The organism is Celeribacter arenosi (assembly GCF_039539485.1).
Lineage (GTDB): Bacteria > Pseudomonadota > Alphaproteobacteria > Rhodobacterales > Rhodobacteraceae > Celeribacter > Celeribacter arenosi.
Window position 1 is genome coordinate 898,244 of sequence record NZ_BAABDF010000007.1, and the last position, 17,671, is coordinate 915,914.

Sequence of the window (17,671 nt, forward strand, 5' to 3'; positions counted from 1 at the left end):
CCCCTTAGCTATTGCCGGATTTGGTGAAACGACCCGCTTCGCGCGCTGCGGCGCGCAGGGCGCTGGCTTTGTTGACGGTTTCCTGAAATTCGAATTCAGGATCGCTGTCATAAACCACGCCGCCACCGGCCTGAATGTAGAGTTTCTCGTCCTTGATCACACCGGTGCGCAATGCGATGCACATATCCATGTCGCCATTTGCCGAAAAATACCCGACACCACCGCCATAGACCCCGCGTTTTTCGGGCTCCAACTCGTCGATGATTTCCATCGCCCGCACTTTCGGCGCGCCCGACACGGTTCCCGCAGGCAGGCCTGCGAGCAGGGCAGAGAGCGCGTCTTCGTTGTCTGACAACTCACCCACCACGTTGGACACGATGTGCATCACGTGGGAATAACGTTCGATGATGAATTCTTCGGTGGGGCGAACGGTGCCGATTTTGGCCACCCGTCCGACGTCATTGCGACCGAGGTCAAGCAGCATCAGATGTTCGGCGAGCTCTTTTTCGTCCGACAACAGGTCCAGTTCCAGCGCCTTGTCATCGGCGGGCGTTTCGCCGCGTTTGCGGGTGCCCGCGATGGGCCGAATGGTGACTTCGCCATCAAAAACCCGCACGAGAATTTCGGGGCTCGCGCCCACCAACTGGAACCCGCCGAAGTTGAAATAGAACATGAAGGGCGACGGGTTTGTGCGCCGAAGCGAACGATAGAGCGCGAAGGGTGGCAGCGGAAACTCCATCGTCCACCGCTGTGCAGGGACGACCTGAAAGATGTCTCCGGCGGTGATGTATTCTTTCGCTTTGGTGACGGCTGCCTTGTAGTCCTCATGTGTGAAATTGGAGACCGGCTCTGGCGGGGTCCAATCCTGACCGAGGTCATGCGTCACGTCCTGCGGAGCGCGTTCCAGATCGCGCAGCGCGTCCATCACCCGTTCGGCTGCCTGTGCATAGGCGGCGCGCGCAGATTGACCGGAGGCGACCCAGGCAGGGGACACGATGGTCACCTCACCCTTTACGCCGTCCAGAACCGCAACCACAGAGGGGCGGATGAGCACAGCGTCGGGCAGGCCGATCGGGTCGGGGTTCACATCCGGAAGACGTTCGACCAAGCGGATCATGTCATAGCCGAGATAGCCAAAAAGCCCCGCAGAGGCGGCAGGAAGCTCGGGCGGCAAATCGATCCGGCTTTCGTCGATCAGGGCCCGAATGGCCGAGAGGGGATCGGTGTCTAGATCGCGAAAGGCCTGTGGGTCAAAACGGGCGTCGCGATTGATCCGCGATGTCGTGCCCTGACATGACCAGACGAGGTCCGGTTTCAGCCCGATGATCGAATAGCGCCCGCGCACTTCGCCACCCGTCACACTCTCCAGAATGAAACTGTCCGCGCGCGCGCCTGCGAGTTTCAACTGGATCGAGACAGGCGTGTCGAGGTCGGCGGCAACCTTGGCGTAGACGACCTGATTTTGACCGGCGTTATAGGCGGCTTCGAACTCGGGAAAGGCGGGGGTAACGGTTGGCATTCGGGATCAGAATTGGCTGTGGATGGCCGAAACCACCTGTTGATTGATGCTGACACCCTCACGCGCGCGGATCGCGGCAGCAAAGGCCTGGATCGCGTCCTGGGCTGCACCTTGGGCAGCGGTTTCGATGTATTGCGCGGCAATTTCACGAATTTCCGGGGTGACATCGGGCGGCAAAACGCCATCGACGCGGGCCACAATCGCACGGTCGCCATCGACGATCGTCGTCACGCCGCCTTGGTCAAATCCGGGCGCGAAAACCGCATCCACAAAGCCCGTCGGCATGGTGGAGATGAAATCGCGGCGGGTAATTTCGTCGAATGTTTCGGTCGGCAACTCGAGCGCGTCAAAGGCTGTTCCCGAAAGAACCAATGCTTCGATCTCATTGGCTTTTTCGGAAAGCAAACGGGAGGTCTCAGCGGCGCGCCAATCCTGCGCAACCTGATCGCTCACCTCATCATAGGGGCGCAGGCTGGGCGGAATAATCGCATCCAGACGCAGGGCAAACACGCCACCGTCGGACAATTCGATGATCTCTGGAATGTCGCCGGGTTCGGCCACAGATACCGCTTCGCGAAATGCGGTATAGGTGGAAATGCCGTCTTCGCTTTGCGGCGTCCAGTCGATCGATCCCAACTCCATCAGGGTTTCCGCGCTGAGATCTTCCAGCGTGGCGCCAGAGGCCAGAAGGTCGTCGAAGTTTTCGAGTTGATCGTCGATTTCACGGCGCGCGGCATCCAGACCCATCTCAAAGGCAAGATCACCACGTGCCTCTTCGAAGGTGGTGGTCGATCCGGCCAGCACCCCGTTCACCCGAAAGAGGGCAGGGCCCAGATCGGTCATGACAGGGCCGACAATCGCGCCGGTTTCGGTGCTGTCGAAAACGGCCTCGCCGGCAGCGCCCAAGCTTTGCACAGTCACATCACCAAGGTCGATATCGGCGAGCTCCAGCCCGCGCGCGGCGACTTCGTCGTCAAAGCTCGCTTCACCCGCAGCGACACGATCCGCCGCTTCCTGAGCGGCCTCTTCGCTGCCGAATACCAGCCGCTCGACAAGGCGCCGCTCAGGCAGCACGTAGCGATCAATGTTCTCTTCATAGAGCGCTTTCAACGCATCTTCATTCAGCGCCACATCACCCGCCAGCATCTCTGGCGTGAGCCATGCATAGGTCACGGCGCGGGTTTCCGGCGCGGTGTAATTATCCGGGTTCGCTTCATAAAAGCTCAGGAGGGCCGCGCTATCAGGTTCGACAATCGCGTCACTCACGTCATCGGCAGAGACCGTCGCAACAGACACCGTGCGGCGTTGGCCGATCCATTCGATGACCGTGTCGCCGATCACATCGGGCATGGTGATGCCGGTGGCCAATGCGCCCTGCAGGAGAAGGCGGGCCTGTTCGCGGCGAAGTTCGGTTTCAAATCCGCGTTCCGTCAGGCCGGCACGGCGCAGAGAGTCGCGATAGGCAAAGGAGTCGAAATTTCCGTCGAGACCCTGAAACGCCGAGATGCCGAGCAATACCTGACGCACAGCATCGTCGCCCACGGACAGACCGATATTGGCGGCCTCATCATCCAGCGCAGCTGACGTCACCAGCCGATCAAGCACGCCTTGGGCGACGCCAAACTCGACGGCCTGCGCCACGGTGATATCCTGGCCGGTCTGTTGAGACAGCGCGCGCACTTCGTTCTGGAGCGCCTGACCATAGGTTGTCACGCTAATTTCTGTGTCACCAACCGACCCGACAGCACGCGCCGACCCCGAAAAACTCGTCGCGCCGAAACCGCCGAGCCCGATGATCAGAAGGCCAAGAATGCCCCAAACCACGATGTTTCCGCGTTTGCCTTTGTCGCCAGCCATGTAACCGGATCCCCCTATCGCTTTGGGCGGAATGTGTAGGGGGTTGAGAGAGACGCTGCAAGCGCGGATCAGGCCTCAAACTCTGCCAGACGGGCGAAAAGCTCGGGGAAGTGGTCGCGATCGAGATTGGCGAAGGCGAGGCGCAACTCGCGCGCGCCGCGCGGATCGCCTTTGGGACGGAATGCCGTGCCGGGCAGGGCGAGGATATGCGCCTCATTGACAAGGCGCGCGACAACTTCGTCAGATGGAATATCGAAAGGGTGTTCGACATAGGCAAAAAAGCCACCCAAACCGGCAAGCCGCCATCCCTTTGCCGCCAGAACGTGGAACCCGTCGCGCATCGCAACGCCGCGCGCGATAATTTCCGCGCGCTCGGAGGCGACCCAATCGTTCAGGTGCAGCAGCCCGTAGGACGCCGCCCGCTGACCAAGGCGGGAAGGGCAGATCGTGACGGTGTCGAGAACCTTTTCCACCTCCGCCAACCGGCCTCTATCGGCAATGATTGCCCCGACGCGGTGGCCGGTCAGGCGATAGACCTTGGAGAAGGAATAAAGGTGAATGAAGGTCCCGCGCCAGTCGGGTTGGCGAAACAAAACATGGGGCGGGGCATCATCGGCGCGAAAGTCGCGGTAGGTTTCATCCAGAATAAGGGCGATTCCGCGATCGCGCGCCAAGGCAAAGAAATGGCTCAACAGATCGGACGGGTATTCCACGCCACCGGGATTGTTGGGGGATATGAGCACGATCGCCCGCGTGCGTGGCCCGATCAAACGCGCCGCCGATTCAAGATCCGGCAAGAGATCGTCGCCCGTGGGAAGCGGCACCGCGCGAACGCCTGCCATGTCGCACCACATTTTATGATTGAAATACCAAGGCGTTGGGAGGATGACTTCGTCCCCCGGTGCGGCGAGCGTCGTCATCACGGCCGTGAACGCCTGGTTCGCGCCGGAGGTGATGGCGACCTCTTCGGGCGCGATCTGTGCGTGGTAAAGGCTGCTGGTCGTCTGCGCGAGAGCCGAGCGCAGGCTCGCATCACCCAGAACCGCGCCATAGAGGTGGGTATCGTCATCTTCCAATGCGGCGCGGGCAATTTCTGCGCGCAGGCCCTGGGGGGGCGGCGCGACGGGGGCCGCCTGAGAGACGTTCAAAAGTGGTTTGTCGGCAGGGAAAACCCGACCCTTTGTCAATGCCTGCGCGGCGACAACCGGTGAGGCGTCGGTGCGATGAATGAGATCAGACAGTGGCAGGCTCATGGGCGGCTCCTTTGCAGTTGCGGCAAAGCCTAGGAGCGAGCGCAGGCGAGTTCAACGGCCAAATAGGGGCGCGGTTAGTCTTTGCCCCGATAGGGCTGAACATATTGCAGCGCCATGTCCCACGGGAAGAAAATCCATGTGTCCTGCGACACTTCGGTGATGAAGCTATCGACCTGTGGACGGCCCTTTGGTTTTGCATAGACGGTGGCAAAATGTGCCTTGGGGTAGAGCGCGCGCACGAGTTCGAGCGTCTTGCCGCTGTCGACGAGATCATCAATCACAAGGATGCCTTCGCCGTCACCCATCATCTTTGCGTCGGGGGATTTGAGCACCTGTGCTTGGGACTGGTCCTGATGGTCGTAGGATTTCACCGAAATCGTATCGACAGTGCGAATGTCCAACTCACGTGCGATAATCATCGCGGGCGCCATGCCGCCACGGGTAATTGCAACAACCGCGCGCCATGCGCCATCGTCAGGTCCATGTCCGTCCAGTCGCCACGCCAGAGCGCGGCTGTCGCGATGGATTTGATCCCAGCTGATGTGGAAACCTTTTTCGTGGGGCAGGCGGTCGGACATGGTGAAATCCTTAGTTTGTCAGGACGAGTTTGGCACTGAGGGCGGCAAGCAGTCCCCCGAATACCCTGTCGATGATGCTTTTCAAGTTCAAGTAGCCACGTCGCGTCCGCTCGAACGAGAAAATCCGCGCGACAATGACGTTCCAGCCGCAATCATTGACGAAAACGATCCCAAGTACCGCCGCATAACCCCACAATGGAATGTTCGCAGGCAGAAAGGTCAGGAAGATCGTGCCGAAAAAGATCGCAGGTTTCGGATTGGAGAGCTGGGTCAATGTCCCCAACCAGATCAGGCCGATATCGGTGCGCGTTGCGGTTGCATCAGCCACCGTATTGTCGAGAGGTTCGGGCGCGTGTTTCCACAGCTTGTAGGCCAGATAGGCGAGATAGGCGGCACCAAAGAATTTGAGTGCGGTCAGAAGTTCCGGCGCTACTTTGAAGAGTGTGGCAAGGCCGAGAAGCGCGGCGAGCGCCCAGACACAAACACCAAGACCGATCCCGATGGCGAGAAACACACCCCGCCGCATGCCCTGATTGAGGGCCGTGCGCGCGGCGAGCAAAACGGCGGGCCCCGGCGACATCGCTGCCGCCAGATGCACGAAGTAGATCGCGAGGAGCGCCGTCAGTGTCATTCGGTCAGGCTTTGGTCATGTCGGGCGCATCAATCGCCTTCATTCCAACCACGTGATAGCCGCTGTCGACATGCAACACCTCGCCCGTCACGCCGGATCCGAGGTCCGACAGAAGGTAGAGCGCGGATTTGCCCACATCTTCGATGGTCACGGTGCGCCGCAGCGGGGCGTTGTATTCGTTCCATTTCAGGATGTAGCGGAAATCGCCAATACCGGAGGCCGCGAGCGTCTTGATCGGGCCGGCCGAAATCGCGTTACAACGGATGCCGTCCTTGCCCACGTCTTCTGCGATATAGCGCACCGAGGATTCCAGCGCGGCCTTGCATAGCCCCTGAACGTGATAGTTGGGCATGACCTTCTCGGCGCCGTAATAGGTCAGCGTGAGGAGCGATCCACCATCGGGCATCATACCCACCGCGCGTTGGCAGGCGGCAGTAAAGGAGTAGACGGAGATATCCATCGACATTTTGAAGTTGGCACGGCTGGTGTCGACGTAGCGACCGCGCAATTCGTTTTTGTCCGAGAACCCGATCGCGTGGACGACGAAGTCGAGTTTGCCCCACTTCTTTTCGATCTCGGCAAAGAGGGCATCCATGCTTTCCTCGGAAGACACGTCGCATTCGACCATGAAATCGGAACCGAGCTGCTGGGCCAGCGGCGTCACACGTTTGAGGAGCTGTTCGCCCTGATAGGAAAAGCAAAGCTCGGCACCTTCGGCGGCGACTGCCTTGGCAATGCCCCACGCGATGGATTTGTCATTGGCGAGCCCCATGATCAGCCCGCGTTTTCCGTCCATAAGTCCCGTCATATGCTTCCTCACACCACAGCATCTTGTAATTGATTAGGCTTTAGGCGTTTTGCCAAGACCCCGCAAGGTTTCAGCTTGCGCGTGTAAGATTTGCATTACGTAACGTCACCTTGGCGCGGCGCCATTGCTTGTCCCAAGGTCGGTTGCAGGATAATTCTGTGCCGACAGATCGCGCGGCGTGACAGCGCGACATCGAAAACAAACGGAGTGGCGGTGATGGTTCAACTTCAGGGAATATTCGCAGGCGACGACCCGTTTGCGATCGCCAAGCGGTGGCTGTCAGAGGCAGAGGCCACAGAGGTCAACGACCCAAACGCTATCGCCCTGGCCACTGTGGATAGTGCGGGCATGCCGAATGTCAGAATGGTGCTCCTCAAAGAAATCGCCACTGATGCCTTCGTCTTTTTTACCAACTACGAGAGCGCAAAGGGCGTCGAAATTGACGCAAGCGGTCGGGCCGCATTTGTGCTACACTGGAAGAGTTTACAGCGGCAAATTAGGGTGAGAGGTGAAGTAACGCGCGAAACACCGGAGGCCTCGGACAGTTATTATCAGTCACGGGCACTGGGGAGTCGCATCGGCGCATGGGCGAGCCATCAGTCTCGGCCCCTGTCGTCAAAAGCCGCTCTGATGGAAGCCGTGGCCAAGGAGGGGGTGCGCCACGGATTGCGACCGGAGCGCCCACCATATTGGGGCGGGTATCGCATTGCGCCGGTCGAGGTCGAATTCTGGGCCGCGGGCGATTTTCGGCTACACGATCGTTTTAGATGGACCCGTACATCAGCTTCAAATTCATGGGAAGTTGTTCGACTAAATCCGTAACCAGTTAACTTTTTTTCGATGTCCCCTACGTAACCTGATTAAAAAGATAGGCGAGTGTCTCTTGCACCTTGCACGCGTTTGTCACAGGTTTGTCAGTGGGATGAGGGGCGCATGCCCCATAAAAGTAAAATAAGAGCGCATGCGCTCGTTCGAGACTGGAATTATGGGCGAAGACAACAGCCGAAATTTGATTTCGGGTCATGTGAAATGGTTTGACCCGACCCGTGGTTTTGGATTCGTGGTTGCCGAAGACGGCGGCCCCGATATCCTTTTGCACGCAAACGTACTGCGCAACTTCGGGCAAAGCTCGATTGCGGACGGCTCTGCTGTGACAGTTTCTGTCCAGCATACCGATCGCGGCGTGCAGGCACTTGAAGTTCATGAGGTCGTACCTCCGGAAGGGGACGGGCGCGCAGCGCTTGAAGACCTCGATTTTCCGGACACCGATCACTCGGACCTTCCATTGGAACCTGCACGGGTGAAATGGTTCGACAAAGGCAAAGGCTTTGGTTTTGCCAATGTGTTCGCGCGCCCCGAAGACGTGTTCATTCACGTCGAGGTGCTGCGTCGATCCGGTCTGGCCGATCTGCAACCCGGCGAGGCTATCGGGCTTCGCGTGATCGACGGGCGCCGTGGTCGCATGGCCGCGCTGATCACGTCGTGGGATAGTGCGCTTCGGGGCGAAAACGAACCGAGTGAAGCTAGCGAAGATGTTGACTAGGCACGCCTTAACCGCCGCGGCTCTTTGTTTTTTAGGGACTGCGGCTGTTGGTCAGTCTGTCTGTGACCCCTCGGAGGTCATCGTCACCTCGGGGGCCACACAGGTGCGCTTTTCTGTCGAGATCGCGGACGACGCCTCCGAGCGCAGTCTGGGGCTGATGCACCGTGAAACCCTACCGCGCTCGTCGGGCATGCTCTTTATATATGATGAGCTGCGCCCCGTTTCTTTCTGGATGCAGAACACACTGATTCCTCTCGACATCATTTTTGTCGACGAGAAGGGAATCGTTGTGCGCGTTCACGAAAACGCCGTGCCATTGGATCGCACGCAGATCCCGTCAGGGGCGCCGGTGCGCGCGGTTTTGGAGGTAAATGGGGGCCTGTCGGCCGCCTTGGGCATTCAGAAAGGCGCGACGTTGCGGCACCCTGCCTTTGGTTTTGACGCAGAAGACGCATGTTTGGCGCAATAGGACTTTTCAACGCCGTTTCTTCGATGTAGGAGAGGCGCACGGTCGGGGCGTAGCGCAGCCTGGTAGCGCATCTGTTTTGGGAACAGAGGGCCGGGAGTTCGAATCTCTCCGCCCCGACCACTTTTCACCACATATCAAAATCGCATCGCACCTCTGGTCACAGGGGTGTTTCGATGGCGGCTTCGATTCGTGAAACGGGCGAATCAACCATGAGTTGCTTTCATTTTGGGAAATATCGCTAAAATTGTTTGAAACACCTTGGTTTCTAGGTGTTTTGGCACGCTTTTGGCACCATCTGCCGAAAATACCCCACTACATGTAGTGTGCGTCCAAATTGTGCACGCGGGTGTCTGGCGCGGTTTTTAGCCCTCAAATCCATTGAACCGATTTATCCACACAAGTGCAGGCGATTGATCAACGACCGTCGAGAAACCCATGGAAATCAATGCGATTTTCGAACGCGTGGGATCGCCCGAATCGCGGGGGTCTGTGGGTAATTTCGGTCAATGGATTTTTCGTTCGGATTATCGAAAATTGCCGTTGACCCAAGACAACCATACGCTGCACATTGTGTAGGCCGACGGACAGGCCACTACATATAGTTGCTTCGACGCGGTGAGGGACCAAGGCCGGAAATGGCCGATCCAGACCAAGACATACGTTCGCAAAAGCGGCCCCGAAGTCGCCAGAACGCATTGTCCCGCCAAACACCCTTTGGGTGACGACGGGGGATCGGACGACCGGTAGGCGACTGACATCAGGGGGTTAATGAGGGTGCCAGAGCAGGTGCTCTTGTGCTTTTGCCCCTGATGAAGCCGTCGGAACTCTCATCGTGCATCGACTATATATATGGTCCGCGCCGCGGCTGGGTCGACAACCAAGAGATCGCCAACAGGGCGCACAACGGGGCACGGAAATGAAAATTGAACGCAAATTCACGACAGCTGGGAAAGACGCATACGCGGCGCTGGACTTCACGACGACGTCCTCGGAAATTCGAAATCCCGATGGGACCGTGGTGTTCAAACTCGACAATTGCGAAATTCCCGCGAAATGGAGCCAAGTTGCCTCCGACGTGATTGCGCAGAAATATTTCCGCAAAGCCGGTGTTCCCGCAGCTTTGAAAAAAGTCCGCGAAAAAGGCGTTCCCTCCTTCCTGTGGCGCTCTGTCCCCGACGAAGACAAACTCGCCAAACTGCCAGAGGCCGAACGCTACGGTGGCGAAACATCTGCCAAGCAGGTGTTTGATCGCCTCGCGGGTGCCTGGTGCTATTGGGGTTGGAAGGGAGGCTATTTCACCTCCGAAGACGACGCCAAATCCTATTTCGACGAAATGCGTTTCATGCTGGCCGCACAAATGGCCGCACCCAACTCGCCACAGTGGTTCAACACCGGTCTGCATTGGGCTTATGGCATCGATGGTCCGGGTCAGGGGCACTTCTACGTCGACTACCAATCCGGCGAACTGACACGTTCGACGTCTGCCTACGAACACCCACAGCCGCACGCCTGTTTTATCCAGTCGATCAAAGACGATCTGGTCAGCGACGGCGGCATCATGGACCTCTGGGTGCGTGAGGCGCGTCTGTTCAAATACGGCTCGGGCACCGGCACCAACTTTTCCTCCCTGCGTGCCGCCAACGAGCCGCTGTCAGGCGGGGGTAAATCCTCCGGCCTGATGGGCTTTTTGAAAATTGGCGACCGTGCAGCGGGTGCGATCAAATCGGGTGGCACCACGCGCCGTGCGGCGAAAATGGTGATCATCGATATGGACCACCCCGATGTTGAGGAATTCATCAACTGGAAAGTGCTTGAAGAGCAAAAGGTGGCCTCGATCGTCGCCGGCTCCAAAATGCACGAGCGTCAGTTGAACGAAATTTTCACCGCGATCCGCCAGTGGGACGGCTCCGAAGAGGGGGCCTTTGACCCCAAAGAGAACCCCGCGCTCAAAGACGCCATCAAAGGCGCCAAGAAATGTGCGATCCCCGAAACCTATGTCAAACGCGTGCTCGACTATGCCAAGCAGGGTTACGACAGCATCGAATTCCCGACCTATGACACAGATTGGGATAGCGAAGCCTATGCATCGGTTTCCGGCCAGAACTCCAACAACTCCGTGCGCGTCACCGACTCCTTCCTGCAGGCCGTCAAAGACGACGCGCCGTGGGAGTTGATCCGCCGCACCGACGGTTCTGTGTCCAAAACCGTTTCCGCACGTGAATTGTGGGATCAGGTCGGCCACGCCGCATGGGCCTGTGCCGATCCGGGCATCCAGTTCCACGACACCATCAACGCATGGCACACATGCCCCGAGGACGGTCAGATCCGTGGCTCCAACCCGTGTTCGGAATACATGTTCCTTGACGACACGGCCTGTAACCTCGCGTCGATGAACCTGCTGACATTCCTCAAGGACGGCAGATTTGACGCAGAGAGCTACATGCACGCCACACGCCTGTGGACGCTGACGCTCGAAGTCTCCGTGATGATGGCGCAGTTCCCGTCCAAGGAAATCGCCCAACGTTCCTATGACTTCCGCACGCTCGGACTTGGCTATGCCAATATCGGCGGGCTGTTGATGAACATGGGCTTTGGCTACGACAGCGACGAAGGCCGCGCGCTGGCCGGCACCCTCACAGCGATCATGACCGGCGTGTCCTATGCGACATCCGCGGAAATCGCCGGCGAGTTGGGTGCATTCTCCCGCTTTGATGCCAACCGCGACTCCATGCTGCGGGTGATCCGCAATCACCGCACAGCTGCCTACGGCAAAACCACCGGCTATGAAGGTCTCGATGTGAAACCTGTCGCGCTGGATCATGGCAACTGCCCCGATGCGACATTGGTTGAACTGGCCAAATCGTCCTGGGACGAGGCGCTGGAGCTGGGTGAAAAGAACGGCTACCGCAACGCTCAGGTTTCCGTGATTGCCCCGACCGGCACCATCGGTCTGGTCATGGATTGCGACACTACCGGCATCGAGCCTGACTTTGCTCTGGTCAAATTCAAAAAACTCGCAGGCGGTGGCTACTTTAAAATCATCAACCGCTCCGTGCCTGCAGCGCTCGAAAAGCTCGGCTACGGCTCTGCGCAGATCGAGGAAGTCGTCGCCTACGCAGTCGGTCACGGAAGCCTCGGAAATGCGCCCGGCATCAACCACACTGCGTTGATCGGCCATGGTTTCGGCCCCGCCCAGATCGAAAAGATCGAAGCGGCGCTGCCATCGGCCTTTGATATCCGCTTTGTCTTCAACCAGTGGACTTTGGGCGAAGAGTTCTGCACCGGCACGCTCGGCATTCCCGCAGAAAAGCTCAACGATCCATCGTTTGACCTGCTGCGCAGCCTCGGCTTTACCCGCAAGGACATCGAACTCGCCAATGATCACGTTTGTGGCACGATGACCCTCGAAGGTGCGCCGCATCTCAAAGAAGAGCACTACAGCATCTTCGATTGCGCCAACGCTTGCGGTAAAAAGGGCAAACGCTACCTCTCCGTCGACAGCCATATCAAAATGATGGCCGCGGCCCAATCGTTCATCTCCGGTGCGATCTCCAAGACGATCAACATGCCAAACGATGCAACGATCACCGATTGCCTCGACGCCTACGAATTGTCCTGGTCGCTCGGTGTCAAAGCCAACGCGCTATACCGTGACGGGTCCAAACTGTCGCAGCCATTGGCAACCGCGCTGATCGAAGACGACGACGAGGCCGAGGAAATCCTCGCCAACGGGTCCACCCACGAAAAAGCCGCCGTGCTTGCAGAGAAAATCATCGAGAAGGTGATCGTCAAAGAAGTCGCACGCGGCCGCGAAAAGCTGCCTCAGCGACGCAAGGGCTACACCCAAAAGGCCATCGTCGGCGGCCATAAGGTCTACCTGCGCACAGGCGAATACGAGGGTGGCTCGCTCGGTGAGATCTTCATCGACATGCACAAGGAAGGCGCGGGTTTCCGGGCGATGATGAACAACTTCGCCATCGCGGTCTCCGTGGGCCTGCAGTACGGCGTGCCGCTCGAAGAGTTCGTGGATGCCTTCACCTTCACCAAATTCGAGCCCTCGGGCATGGTGCAGGGCAACGACAGCATCAAGAATGCGACCTCGATCCTCGACTATATCTTCCGCGAACTGGCGGTCTCCTATCTCGACCGCACCGATCTCGCCCATATCAAACCCGAAGGCACCGCCTTTGACGATCTGGGCCGTGGGCATGATGAAGGTGTCGCCAACGTCCAGCGGCCGTCCGAGGCCGCATCGGCGAAATCCATCGAAGTGCTCAAACAGATCTCTTCGACGGGTTACCTGCGCAAACGAATGCCCCAAGAGTTGGTCGTGCTGCAGGGTGGCAATATGGGGGCTACCGCGCTCGATGGCGCCATGGACCCCGAAGCCGTGCTGCAAACGCTCGTGCCCGAGGTAAAGGCGAGCGCGACAACAACGAGCCAGACCGCGATGTCCACGGGCACCGTATCGATGGATGCGCGCGCCAAAGCGAAGATGCAGGGCTACGAAGGGGATCCCTGTGGCGAATGCGGCAACTACACGCTGGTGCGCAACGGCACCTGCATGAAGTGCAACACCTGTGGCGGCACATCGGGCTGCTCGTAACAGACACGAAATCTGTCCCGCCATTCCTCACATTTGGCGGGACGGGGTGGGGGCCTCTCCTTCGACCCGAGGGGCTCTTGTGAGGGTTCGAAAGAACACCTTTCCGGGGCGGGTGCGCTCGTCCTAGACGCGGATCAGGCCGCAGGCAAAATAACTTACCGGGCGGTATCAAATATGAGCCTGATCAGCGAAACTGGGCCCCTTCGGGGGCCCATTTTTTTGTGCGTCAATCCACAATGCATTTCGGCGCTCGTTACCACATTTCCGACACAATATTCCTGTTTTAGCGGCGCGATTCGCACGTCTCCCGCCGCGAGAAGTGTCTGGGCGCGCAACCAAAAGTTGAAGAATGCCGGGGTTTTGGGAAACAAAGCGCTCAAAAAATGCAGTTTGTGTCCCTGTTTTGCGTCTACAAACTTTCGTTTGCGGTAACAGAGCGAATTCGAGCCAAATATGTCAAAAATGTGTTAACGTCGGGTCACGCTGGCCGAAACACGAGAGGTATGCTCGCTTGCTGCGCCGGTTTGAGTGTTGGGAGTATAGTATGAAGTTTACGAATTTTCTGGGGGCGGCGCTTTTGGCGCTTGGCGTGGGTTCGGCAGCTGAGGCCGCGACCGTTAAGCTGGATTTCAGTAGTGGAACCGCGTCGGGATCGACCTACGTTCAGGACGGGTTCACGATTACTGTCGCGAACCCGACATCGATCAGTACATCAAATGATTGTGGGTCGAGTTGTCTGAAACTCAGCAACAATCAATCTGCCTTGCTGACTTTCAGTGGGGGGGCATTCAACATAATGTCGTTCCTGTTTAACGGTAAGGGAAATGATGGTGCGTTTGACTTCTCTTACGATGGTGGTGCGGTGACGGCGACTTACACCGAATCCAACAACGGAAACACAATGACATTGGCAGAACCGAACCTGACAGGGGTGACGTCGGTGCTGTTCGTCAATAAATCCGGTGGCTCATCGCGCATCGATGACATTAATGTTTCGACCATTTCAGAAGTGCCACTACCTGCATCAGGGCTTCTTCTCCTCGCGGGCCTCGGTGGCCTCGCGATGAAACGTCGCCGCAAATCCTGATCCAGCAATGCCAGGATTGAAAAAGGCGCGTCCCAAAGGGCGCGCCTTTTGTGTGTCGGTTCACACATTCATATTCACGTCAGAATTTCCCCAACCTGCATATGTGCCCAATGAGCCCGCTCAGGAGGGGGGCGTCCAGTTTTCGAAATAGTCCCTCTGAATTGGATCCAGATCCTCCAGAGACACGTTTCCGACCCTGCGGCGGTGGTATCTGTATTCCTCCATGCCGCCGCGCAAATGTTCCAGAAGGCCGGGCACAATCTGACGCTCGTTCGGGCGGGCCTGTTGGGTGACGGCAAAAAAGCCCGGAAAATACGACGGGAGACTGTGAAGGCCATAGTCAAAACAGCCGTAGACCGTCAGCGCGGCATAGTTCGAACTCAAAATCAGAGAGAATGTGTTGACGTGTTTAAAGAAGATGCCCGGATACACGCGGTCGCGCCAAAGGGTCGACTGACCGGAGGACTTGGCAAAACCTTCTGACACGACCCCTTTGAAAACTTTGAAGCCGTTAGTGAGCGTATAGATCCGCACGAGCTGGCGGGAATACTTGGCGCGGTCGGCAAAATGTCCCAAATAGAAGCCATACAGACCATCGGGCAACTGCTGTCCGTCATCTATCCAGATCTTGTTCAATATGGGCGAAGGGTCGAAGTCTTTCTGAAACCCTAAAAGTGACGGTTCGCGCGTGTCCGACAAGGGTTCGTTGATGATGCGCACCGATACGCCAAAATATTGGCATATGCGGGTCAACACATCGGGCGCAGGAAAGCTTTCACCGGCGAGGAAACGATTGAACTGCGTGCGGTTAATCGACAGTGTGCGACAGACGGCAGCGACGGATTGCTCATTCTTAACGAGCAACTTAAGGTTCCTGCCGAAGTGTTGGCGAATTTCGGCAGGCGAGCTGTCGCGTCCTGATAGGGGCATGCGGGTTTTACCTGTCCACTCTTGAGATGATCGACTTAACTGACACAAATTGTGTCTAAATCTCGCAGAGCCGACACAATAACACAAGGTAGGTGATACAGACGTACTTTCAAGGCGTCAGTTATTAACCAAATGAGCAAATAGGCATATCCCGGAAAACCGTCCAAAAAGGTGGACAGTTGTTTAAAGGGTATGCACATGTTGGGCATTGTTGTCTGGACGAAACCGGGTACGCCGACATCTTTGGTCTATTGTTCCGATGGCCTGGATTTGGCCTATGCCGAAAACCGCCCCGGCCTGCGGATCTCGGTCGGGACGCTTGTTGACGTTGAACTCGAAGAAACCGACGGTTTGCGCAAGTGTTCGATCACACGCGCGATCGGACTGGCCAATGTGCCTGATTTCATCAAGGACATCCAAATAACCGCCCCCAAAACACAAGGCCCCGGAAAAGTCCGGCGTTCCGCGCAGGCGAGCCTTGGTGCCAACAACATCCCGACCGCGCCTATGGACCTGAAACTGAGCGCGCTGGATGACAAGGCTTCCAACGGTTAGAGGCGCGGCAAAGAGAGTGATTCTCTCCAATTGAGCGCGCAGTGGCCGTTTCACACGTCAAAAGTGACGTAACGATTGTTTCTGAAAAATTGACATTCGCGAAGGTGCATGGAATGTGTCGCGCTAGCGAAAACAGTCCAGAGACCGTTTTGTTGAAAATGGAGCAATTTTGGCCAAAAAGCGGCCGAAATCGTGGTTGTTCTGGAAGTTTATGTTCGAAATTTGGTAACTTTGTGTCGGTTGTTAAGCCACATGGCTCTGACGGCGACCCAAGGATTGTAAGTGAGTTTGATATGCACGTTAAAATGACAATTGCTGCTGCTGCCGTATTGGCGATGTCGTCGCTGTCTGCATCCGCGTCCGGGTTCGGCTATGATGGCAGGTCAGGCGTCAAGTCTGTCCACGTTTCCTCGTTTTCCGATGGGGGCCGTCGTTCCGGTGGTTCGACCTATAGCCGGACGCAAGACTCCGATCGTGACGGCCGGTCCGGTGGCACGACCACCAGCTCCTATAAGGGCACCTCGGGCGGTCGTTCATTTGGCATCTCGACGCCACATCGCGAGAAATCCGGCGATAGAACCCGGACGGGTGGTAGCTACACGCAGGATCCAAAGCATTCCGCACCAAAGTCCTATTCGGACAAACCCGACCTCTGCAGTGGTTTTTTCCACACCTGCGACTCCAAGCCGGACCTGAGCAAATACTGCCCGCCTGACGAAGAACTGCCACCGGTGCCACTGCCGGCATCCGGCCTGCTGCTTCTGGGTGGTCTCGCAAGTCTGGGCCTGAAGCGTCGCCGCAAGAAATAGGCCGCCCACATCCGGGACTGGCGATGAGATTTTACAAGGCGCGACGTATCGGTCGCGCCTTTGTCATGTCTGCACCGGTTTCAATCGGGAGAGTACAGTTCATCGGGGTAGGGGCCGGGCACAAAAAAGGCCGCCACCTGTTCGGTGGCGGCCATTGCGTTTGTGTCGTGACTGTTGGTTAAATCGTGCCCCGGGCGAGGGCGGCCACACCCGTGCGTGCGGTTTCGATCAGGCCCAAGGGGCGCATGAGGTCGGCGAATGCGTCGATTTTCTCGCTCGGTCCGGTCATTTCGAATACGAAAGACTTCAGCGTCGAGTCCACAACATTGGCGCGGAAAATCTCCGCGAGGCGCAGCGCCTCGATCCGGTCGTTGCCCGTGCCCTCAACTTTGAACAGCGCAAGTTCCCGCTCGATCGATGGCCCCTCGACCGTCAGGTCATGCACGTCATGCACGGGGACAATCCGACCGAGCTGCGCTTTGATCTGTTCGATCACGTCGCGCGTGCCGGTGGTGACAATGGTGATACGGCTGAGATGCGCGTCATGGTTCACCTCAGCCACGGTAAGGCTTTCGATGTTGTACCCACGGCCCGAAAACAGACCGATCACGCGGGCGAGGACGCCGGCTTCGTTGTCCACGAGAACCGCGAGCGTGTGTTTTTCGATGACATCGGGATGGTAGTCGCGAAGGTCATAGGCGGAGTGGCTTGTGGAGCCTTGTTCGATGCGTAGTGCAGACATTAGCCAACATCTCCTTCCGTGGAGGAATCTTGTTCCGAATGCTCATTGAGATTTTGAAGCTTGGTCTTTGTTGCCATGGTCTCAATCTGGTTCACAACGAATAGAAGAACGTATTGGAGGGCAACAACTCCGATAAACCAAATTGCGGCCTCAGAGAACGAAGCTCGACCGCTAAAAAACAGGACAAATGGAACCACAAACATCAGCTGTGCGAGCCGCATTGCGATTAACACTAGAAGTTGCCACCAACGTGGCATCAGCATTGATTTTAGTAATCTGCTCAT

16 protein-coding genes and 1 tRNA gene are annotated in these 17,671 nt (G+C 57.6%); 8 read left to right on the top strand and 9 right to left on the bottom strand.

The genetic code is table 11. The annotated features are described in order from the left end of the window. Nucleotides 1-4 precede the first annotated feature (4 nt). The 6 genes from trpE to fabI all read right to left on the bottom strand — a co-directional run bounded on the left by trpE (nt 5) and on the right by fabI (nt 6,646). Nucleotides 5-1,519, bottom strand: a complete 1,515-nt coding sequence (gene trpE, locus ABD815_RS12090) for an anthranilate synthase component I (RefSeq protein WP_344847429.1) — start codon at nt 1,517-1,519, stop codon at nt 5-7. Nucleotides 1,520-1,525: 6 nt separating this feature from the next. Continuing rightward, nucleotides 1,526-3,376, bottom strand: coding sequence for a peptidyl-prolyl cis-trans isomerase (locus ABD815_RS12095; RefSeq protein WP_344847430.1), 1,851 nt, complete (start codon nt 3,374-3,376; stop codon nt 1,526-1,528). A gap of 68 nt (nt 3,377-3,444) precedes the next feature. Further along, on the bottom strand, nt 3,445-4,629 hold the full coding sequence (locus ABD815_RS12100) for an aminotransferase (RefSeq protein ID WP_344847431.1): 1,185 nt from the start codon (nt 4,627-4,629) through the stop codon (nt 3,445-3,447). A 74-nt stretch (nt 4,630-4,703) separates the two neighbouring features. Next, nucleotides 4,704-5,207, bottom strand: coding sequence for a xanthine phosphoribosyltransferase (gene gpt / locus ABD815_RS12105; RefSeq protein ID WP_344847432.1), 504 nt, complete (start codon nt 5,205-5,207; stop codon nt 4,704-4,706). 10 nt (nt 5,208-5,217) lie between these two features. Continuing rightward, nucleotides 5,218-5,838, bottom strand: a complete 621-nt coding sequence (locus ABD815_RS12110; protein WP_344847433.1) for a LysE family translocator — start codon at nt 5,836-5,838, stop codon at nt 5,218-5,220. 4 nt (nt 5,839-5,842) lie between these two features. Continuing rightward, nucleotides 5,843-6,646 carry an enoyl-ACP reductase FabI gene (gene fabI / locus ABD815_RS12115; protein WP_344847434.1) on the bottom strand — a complete coding sequence of 268 codons (804 nt, stop codon included), beginning with the start codon at nt 6,644-6,646 and terminating at the stop codon, nt 5,843-5,845. 216 nt (nt 6,647-6,862) lie between these two features. Between fabI and pdxH the strand changes: the two genes are divergently transcribed. The 6 genes from pdxH (at nt 6,863) to ABD815_RS12145 (ending at nt 14,351) form a co-directional block, all read left to right on the top strand. Next, complete coding sequence (pdxH, locus tag ABD815_RS12120) at nt 6,863-7,468, top strand: pyridoxamine 5'-phosphate oxidase (RefSeq protein ID WP_344847436.1); 606 nt, start codon at nt 6,863-6,865, stop codon at nt 7,466-7,468. A gap of 139 nt (nt 7,469-7,607) precedes the next feature. Next, on the top strand, nt 7,608-8,189 hold the full coding sequence (locus ABD815_RS12125; protein WP_344847438.1) for a cold-shock protein: 582 nt from the start codon (nt 7,608-7,610) through the stop codon (nt 8,187-8,189). A gap of 103 nt (nt 8,190-8,292) precedes the next feature. Beyond that, nucleotides 8,293-8,658: a DUF192 domain-containing protein gene (locus tag ABD815_RS12130; protein ID WP_344847439.1), complete on the top strand. Its 366-nt coding sequence runs from the start codon at nt 8,293-8,295 to the stop codon at nt 8,656-8,658. Nucleotides 8,659-8,701: 43 nt separating this feature from the next. Further along, nucleotides 8,702-8,778, top strand: a tRNA-Pro gene (locus tag ABD815_RS12135). A gap of 796 nt (nt 8,779-9,574) precedes the next feature. Next, the gene (locus tag ABD815_RS12140; protein WP_344847441.1) at nt 9,575-13,264 is read left to right on the top strand and encodes a vitamin B12-dependent ribonucleotide reductase; all 3,690 of its coding nucleotides are present in this window, start codon (nt 9,575-9,577) and stop codon (nt 13,262-13,264) included. Between the two features lie 544 nt (nt 13,265-13,808). Next, complete coding sequence (locus ABD815_RS12145) at nt 13,809-14,351, top strand: VPLPA-CTERM sorting domain-containing protein (RefSeq protein WP_344847442.1); 543 nt, start codon at nt 13,809-13,811, stop codon at nt 14,349-14,351. 120 nt (nt 14,352-14,471) lie between these two features. Here the strand turns inward: ABD815_RS12145 and ABD815_RS12150 are convergent, their stop codons facing one another. Next, entirely contained in the window at nt 14,472-15,215 is a 744-nt protein-coding gene (locus ABD815_RS12150) for a helix-turn-helix domain-containing protein (RefSeq protein WP_344847443.1), read from the bottom strand. A gap of 264 nt (nt 15,216-15,479) precedes the next feature. On the opposite strand from ABD815_RS12150, the gene ABD815_RS12155 reads away from it, so the two are divergent. Continuing rightward, complete coding sequence (locus tag ABD815_RS12155; RefSeq protein WP_344847444.1) at nt 15,480-15,836, top strand: hypothetical protein; 357 nt, start codon at nt 15,480-15,482, stop codon at nt 15,834-15,836. Nucleotides 15,837-16,129: 293 nt separating this feature from the next. Further along, a complete protein-coding gene (locus ABD815_RS12160; protein WP_344847446.1) occupies nt 16,130-16,645 on the top strand; it encodes a VPLPA-CTERM sorting domain-containing protein in 516 nt (171 codons plus the stop codon). 178 nt (nt 16,646-16,823) lie between these two features. Here ABD815_RS12160 and ilvN read toward each other — a convergent pair whose 3' ends face one another. After that, nucleotides 16,824-17,387 carry an acetolactate synthase small subunit gene (gene ilvN / locus ABD815_RS12165; RefSeq protein ID WP_344847448.1) on the bottom strand — a complete coding sequence of 188 codons (564 nt, stop codon included), beginning with the start codon at nt 17,385-17,387 and terminating at the stop codon, nt 16,824-16,826. After that, the gene (locus ABD815_RS12170; protein ID WP_344847450.1) at nt 17,387-17,671 is read right to left on the bottom strand and encodes a hypothetical protein; all 285 of its coding nucleotides are present in this window, start codon (nt 17,669-17,671) and stop codon (nt 17,387-17,389) included. Before ABD815_RS12170 ends, ilvN begins: the two co-directional genes overlap by 1 nt.

Bases quoted from the DNA above. Each gene is read 5' to 3' on its own strand.
- ilvN (WP_344847448.1), bottom strand. From the start codon at position 17,387: ATGTCTGCACTACGCATCGAACAAGGCTCCACAAGCCACTCCGCCTAT.
- ABD815_RS12170 (WP_344847450.1), bottom strand. From the start codon at position 17,671: ATGAGCAGATTACTAAAATCAATGCTGATGCCACGTTGGTGGCAACTT.
- fabI (WP_344847434.1), bottom strand. From the start codon at position 6,646: ATGACGGGACTTATGGACGGAAAACGCGGGCTGATCATGGGGCTCGCC.
- ABD815_RS12140 (WP_344847441.1), top strand. From the start codon at position 9,575: ATGAAAATTGAACGCAAATTCACGACAGCTGGGAAAGACGCATACGCG.
- pdxH (WP_344847436.1), top strand. From the start codon at position 6,863: ATGGTTCAACTTCAGGGAATATTCGCAGGCGACGACCCGTTTGCGATC.
- ABD815_RS12160 (WP_344847446.1), top strand. From the start codon at position 16,130: ATGCACGTTAAAATGACAATTGCTGCTGCTGCCGTATTGGCGATGTCG.
- ABD815_RS12095 (WP_344847430.1), bottom strand. From the start codon at position 3,376: ATGGCTGGCGACAAAGGCAAACGCGGAAACATCGTGGTTTGGGGCATT.
- ABD815_RS12155 (WP_344847444.1), top strand. From the start codon at position 15,480: ATGTTGGGCATTGTTGTCTGGACGAAACCGGGTACGCCGACATCTTTG.
- ABD815_RS12145 (WP_344847442.1), top strand. From the start codon at position 13,809: ATGAAGTTTACGAATTTTCTGGGGGCGGCGCTTTTGGCGCTTGGCGTG.
- ABD815_RS12100 (WP_344847431.1), bottom strand. From the start codon at position 4,629: ATGAGCCTGCCACTGTCTGATCTCATTCATCGCACCGACGCCTCACCG.
- ABD815_RS12110 (WP_344847433.1), bottom strand. From the start codon at position 5,838: ATGACACTGACGGCGCTCCTCGCGATCTACTTCGTGCATCTGGCGGCA.
- trpE (WP_344847429.1), bottom strand. From the start codon at position 1,519: ATGCCAACCGTTACCCCCGCCTTTCCCGAGTTCGAAGCCGCCTATAAC.
- gpt (WP_344847432.1), bottom strand. From the start codon at position 5,207: ATGTCCGACCGCCTGCCCCACGAAAAAGGTTTCCACATCAGCTGGGAT.
- ABD815_RS12125 (WP_344847438.1), top strand. From the start codon at position 7,608: ATGCGCTCGTTCGAGACTGGAATTATGGGCGAAGACAACAGCCGAAAT.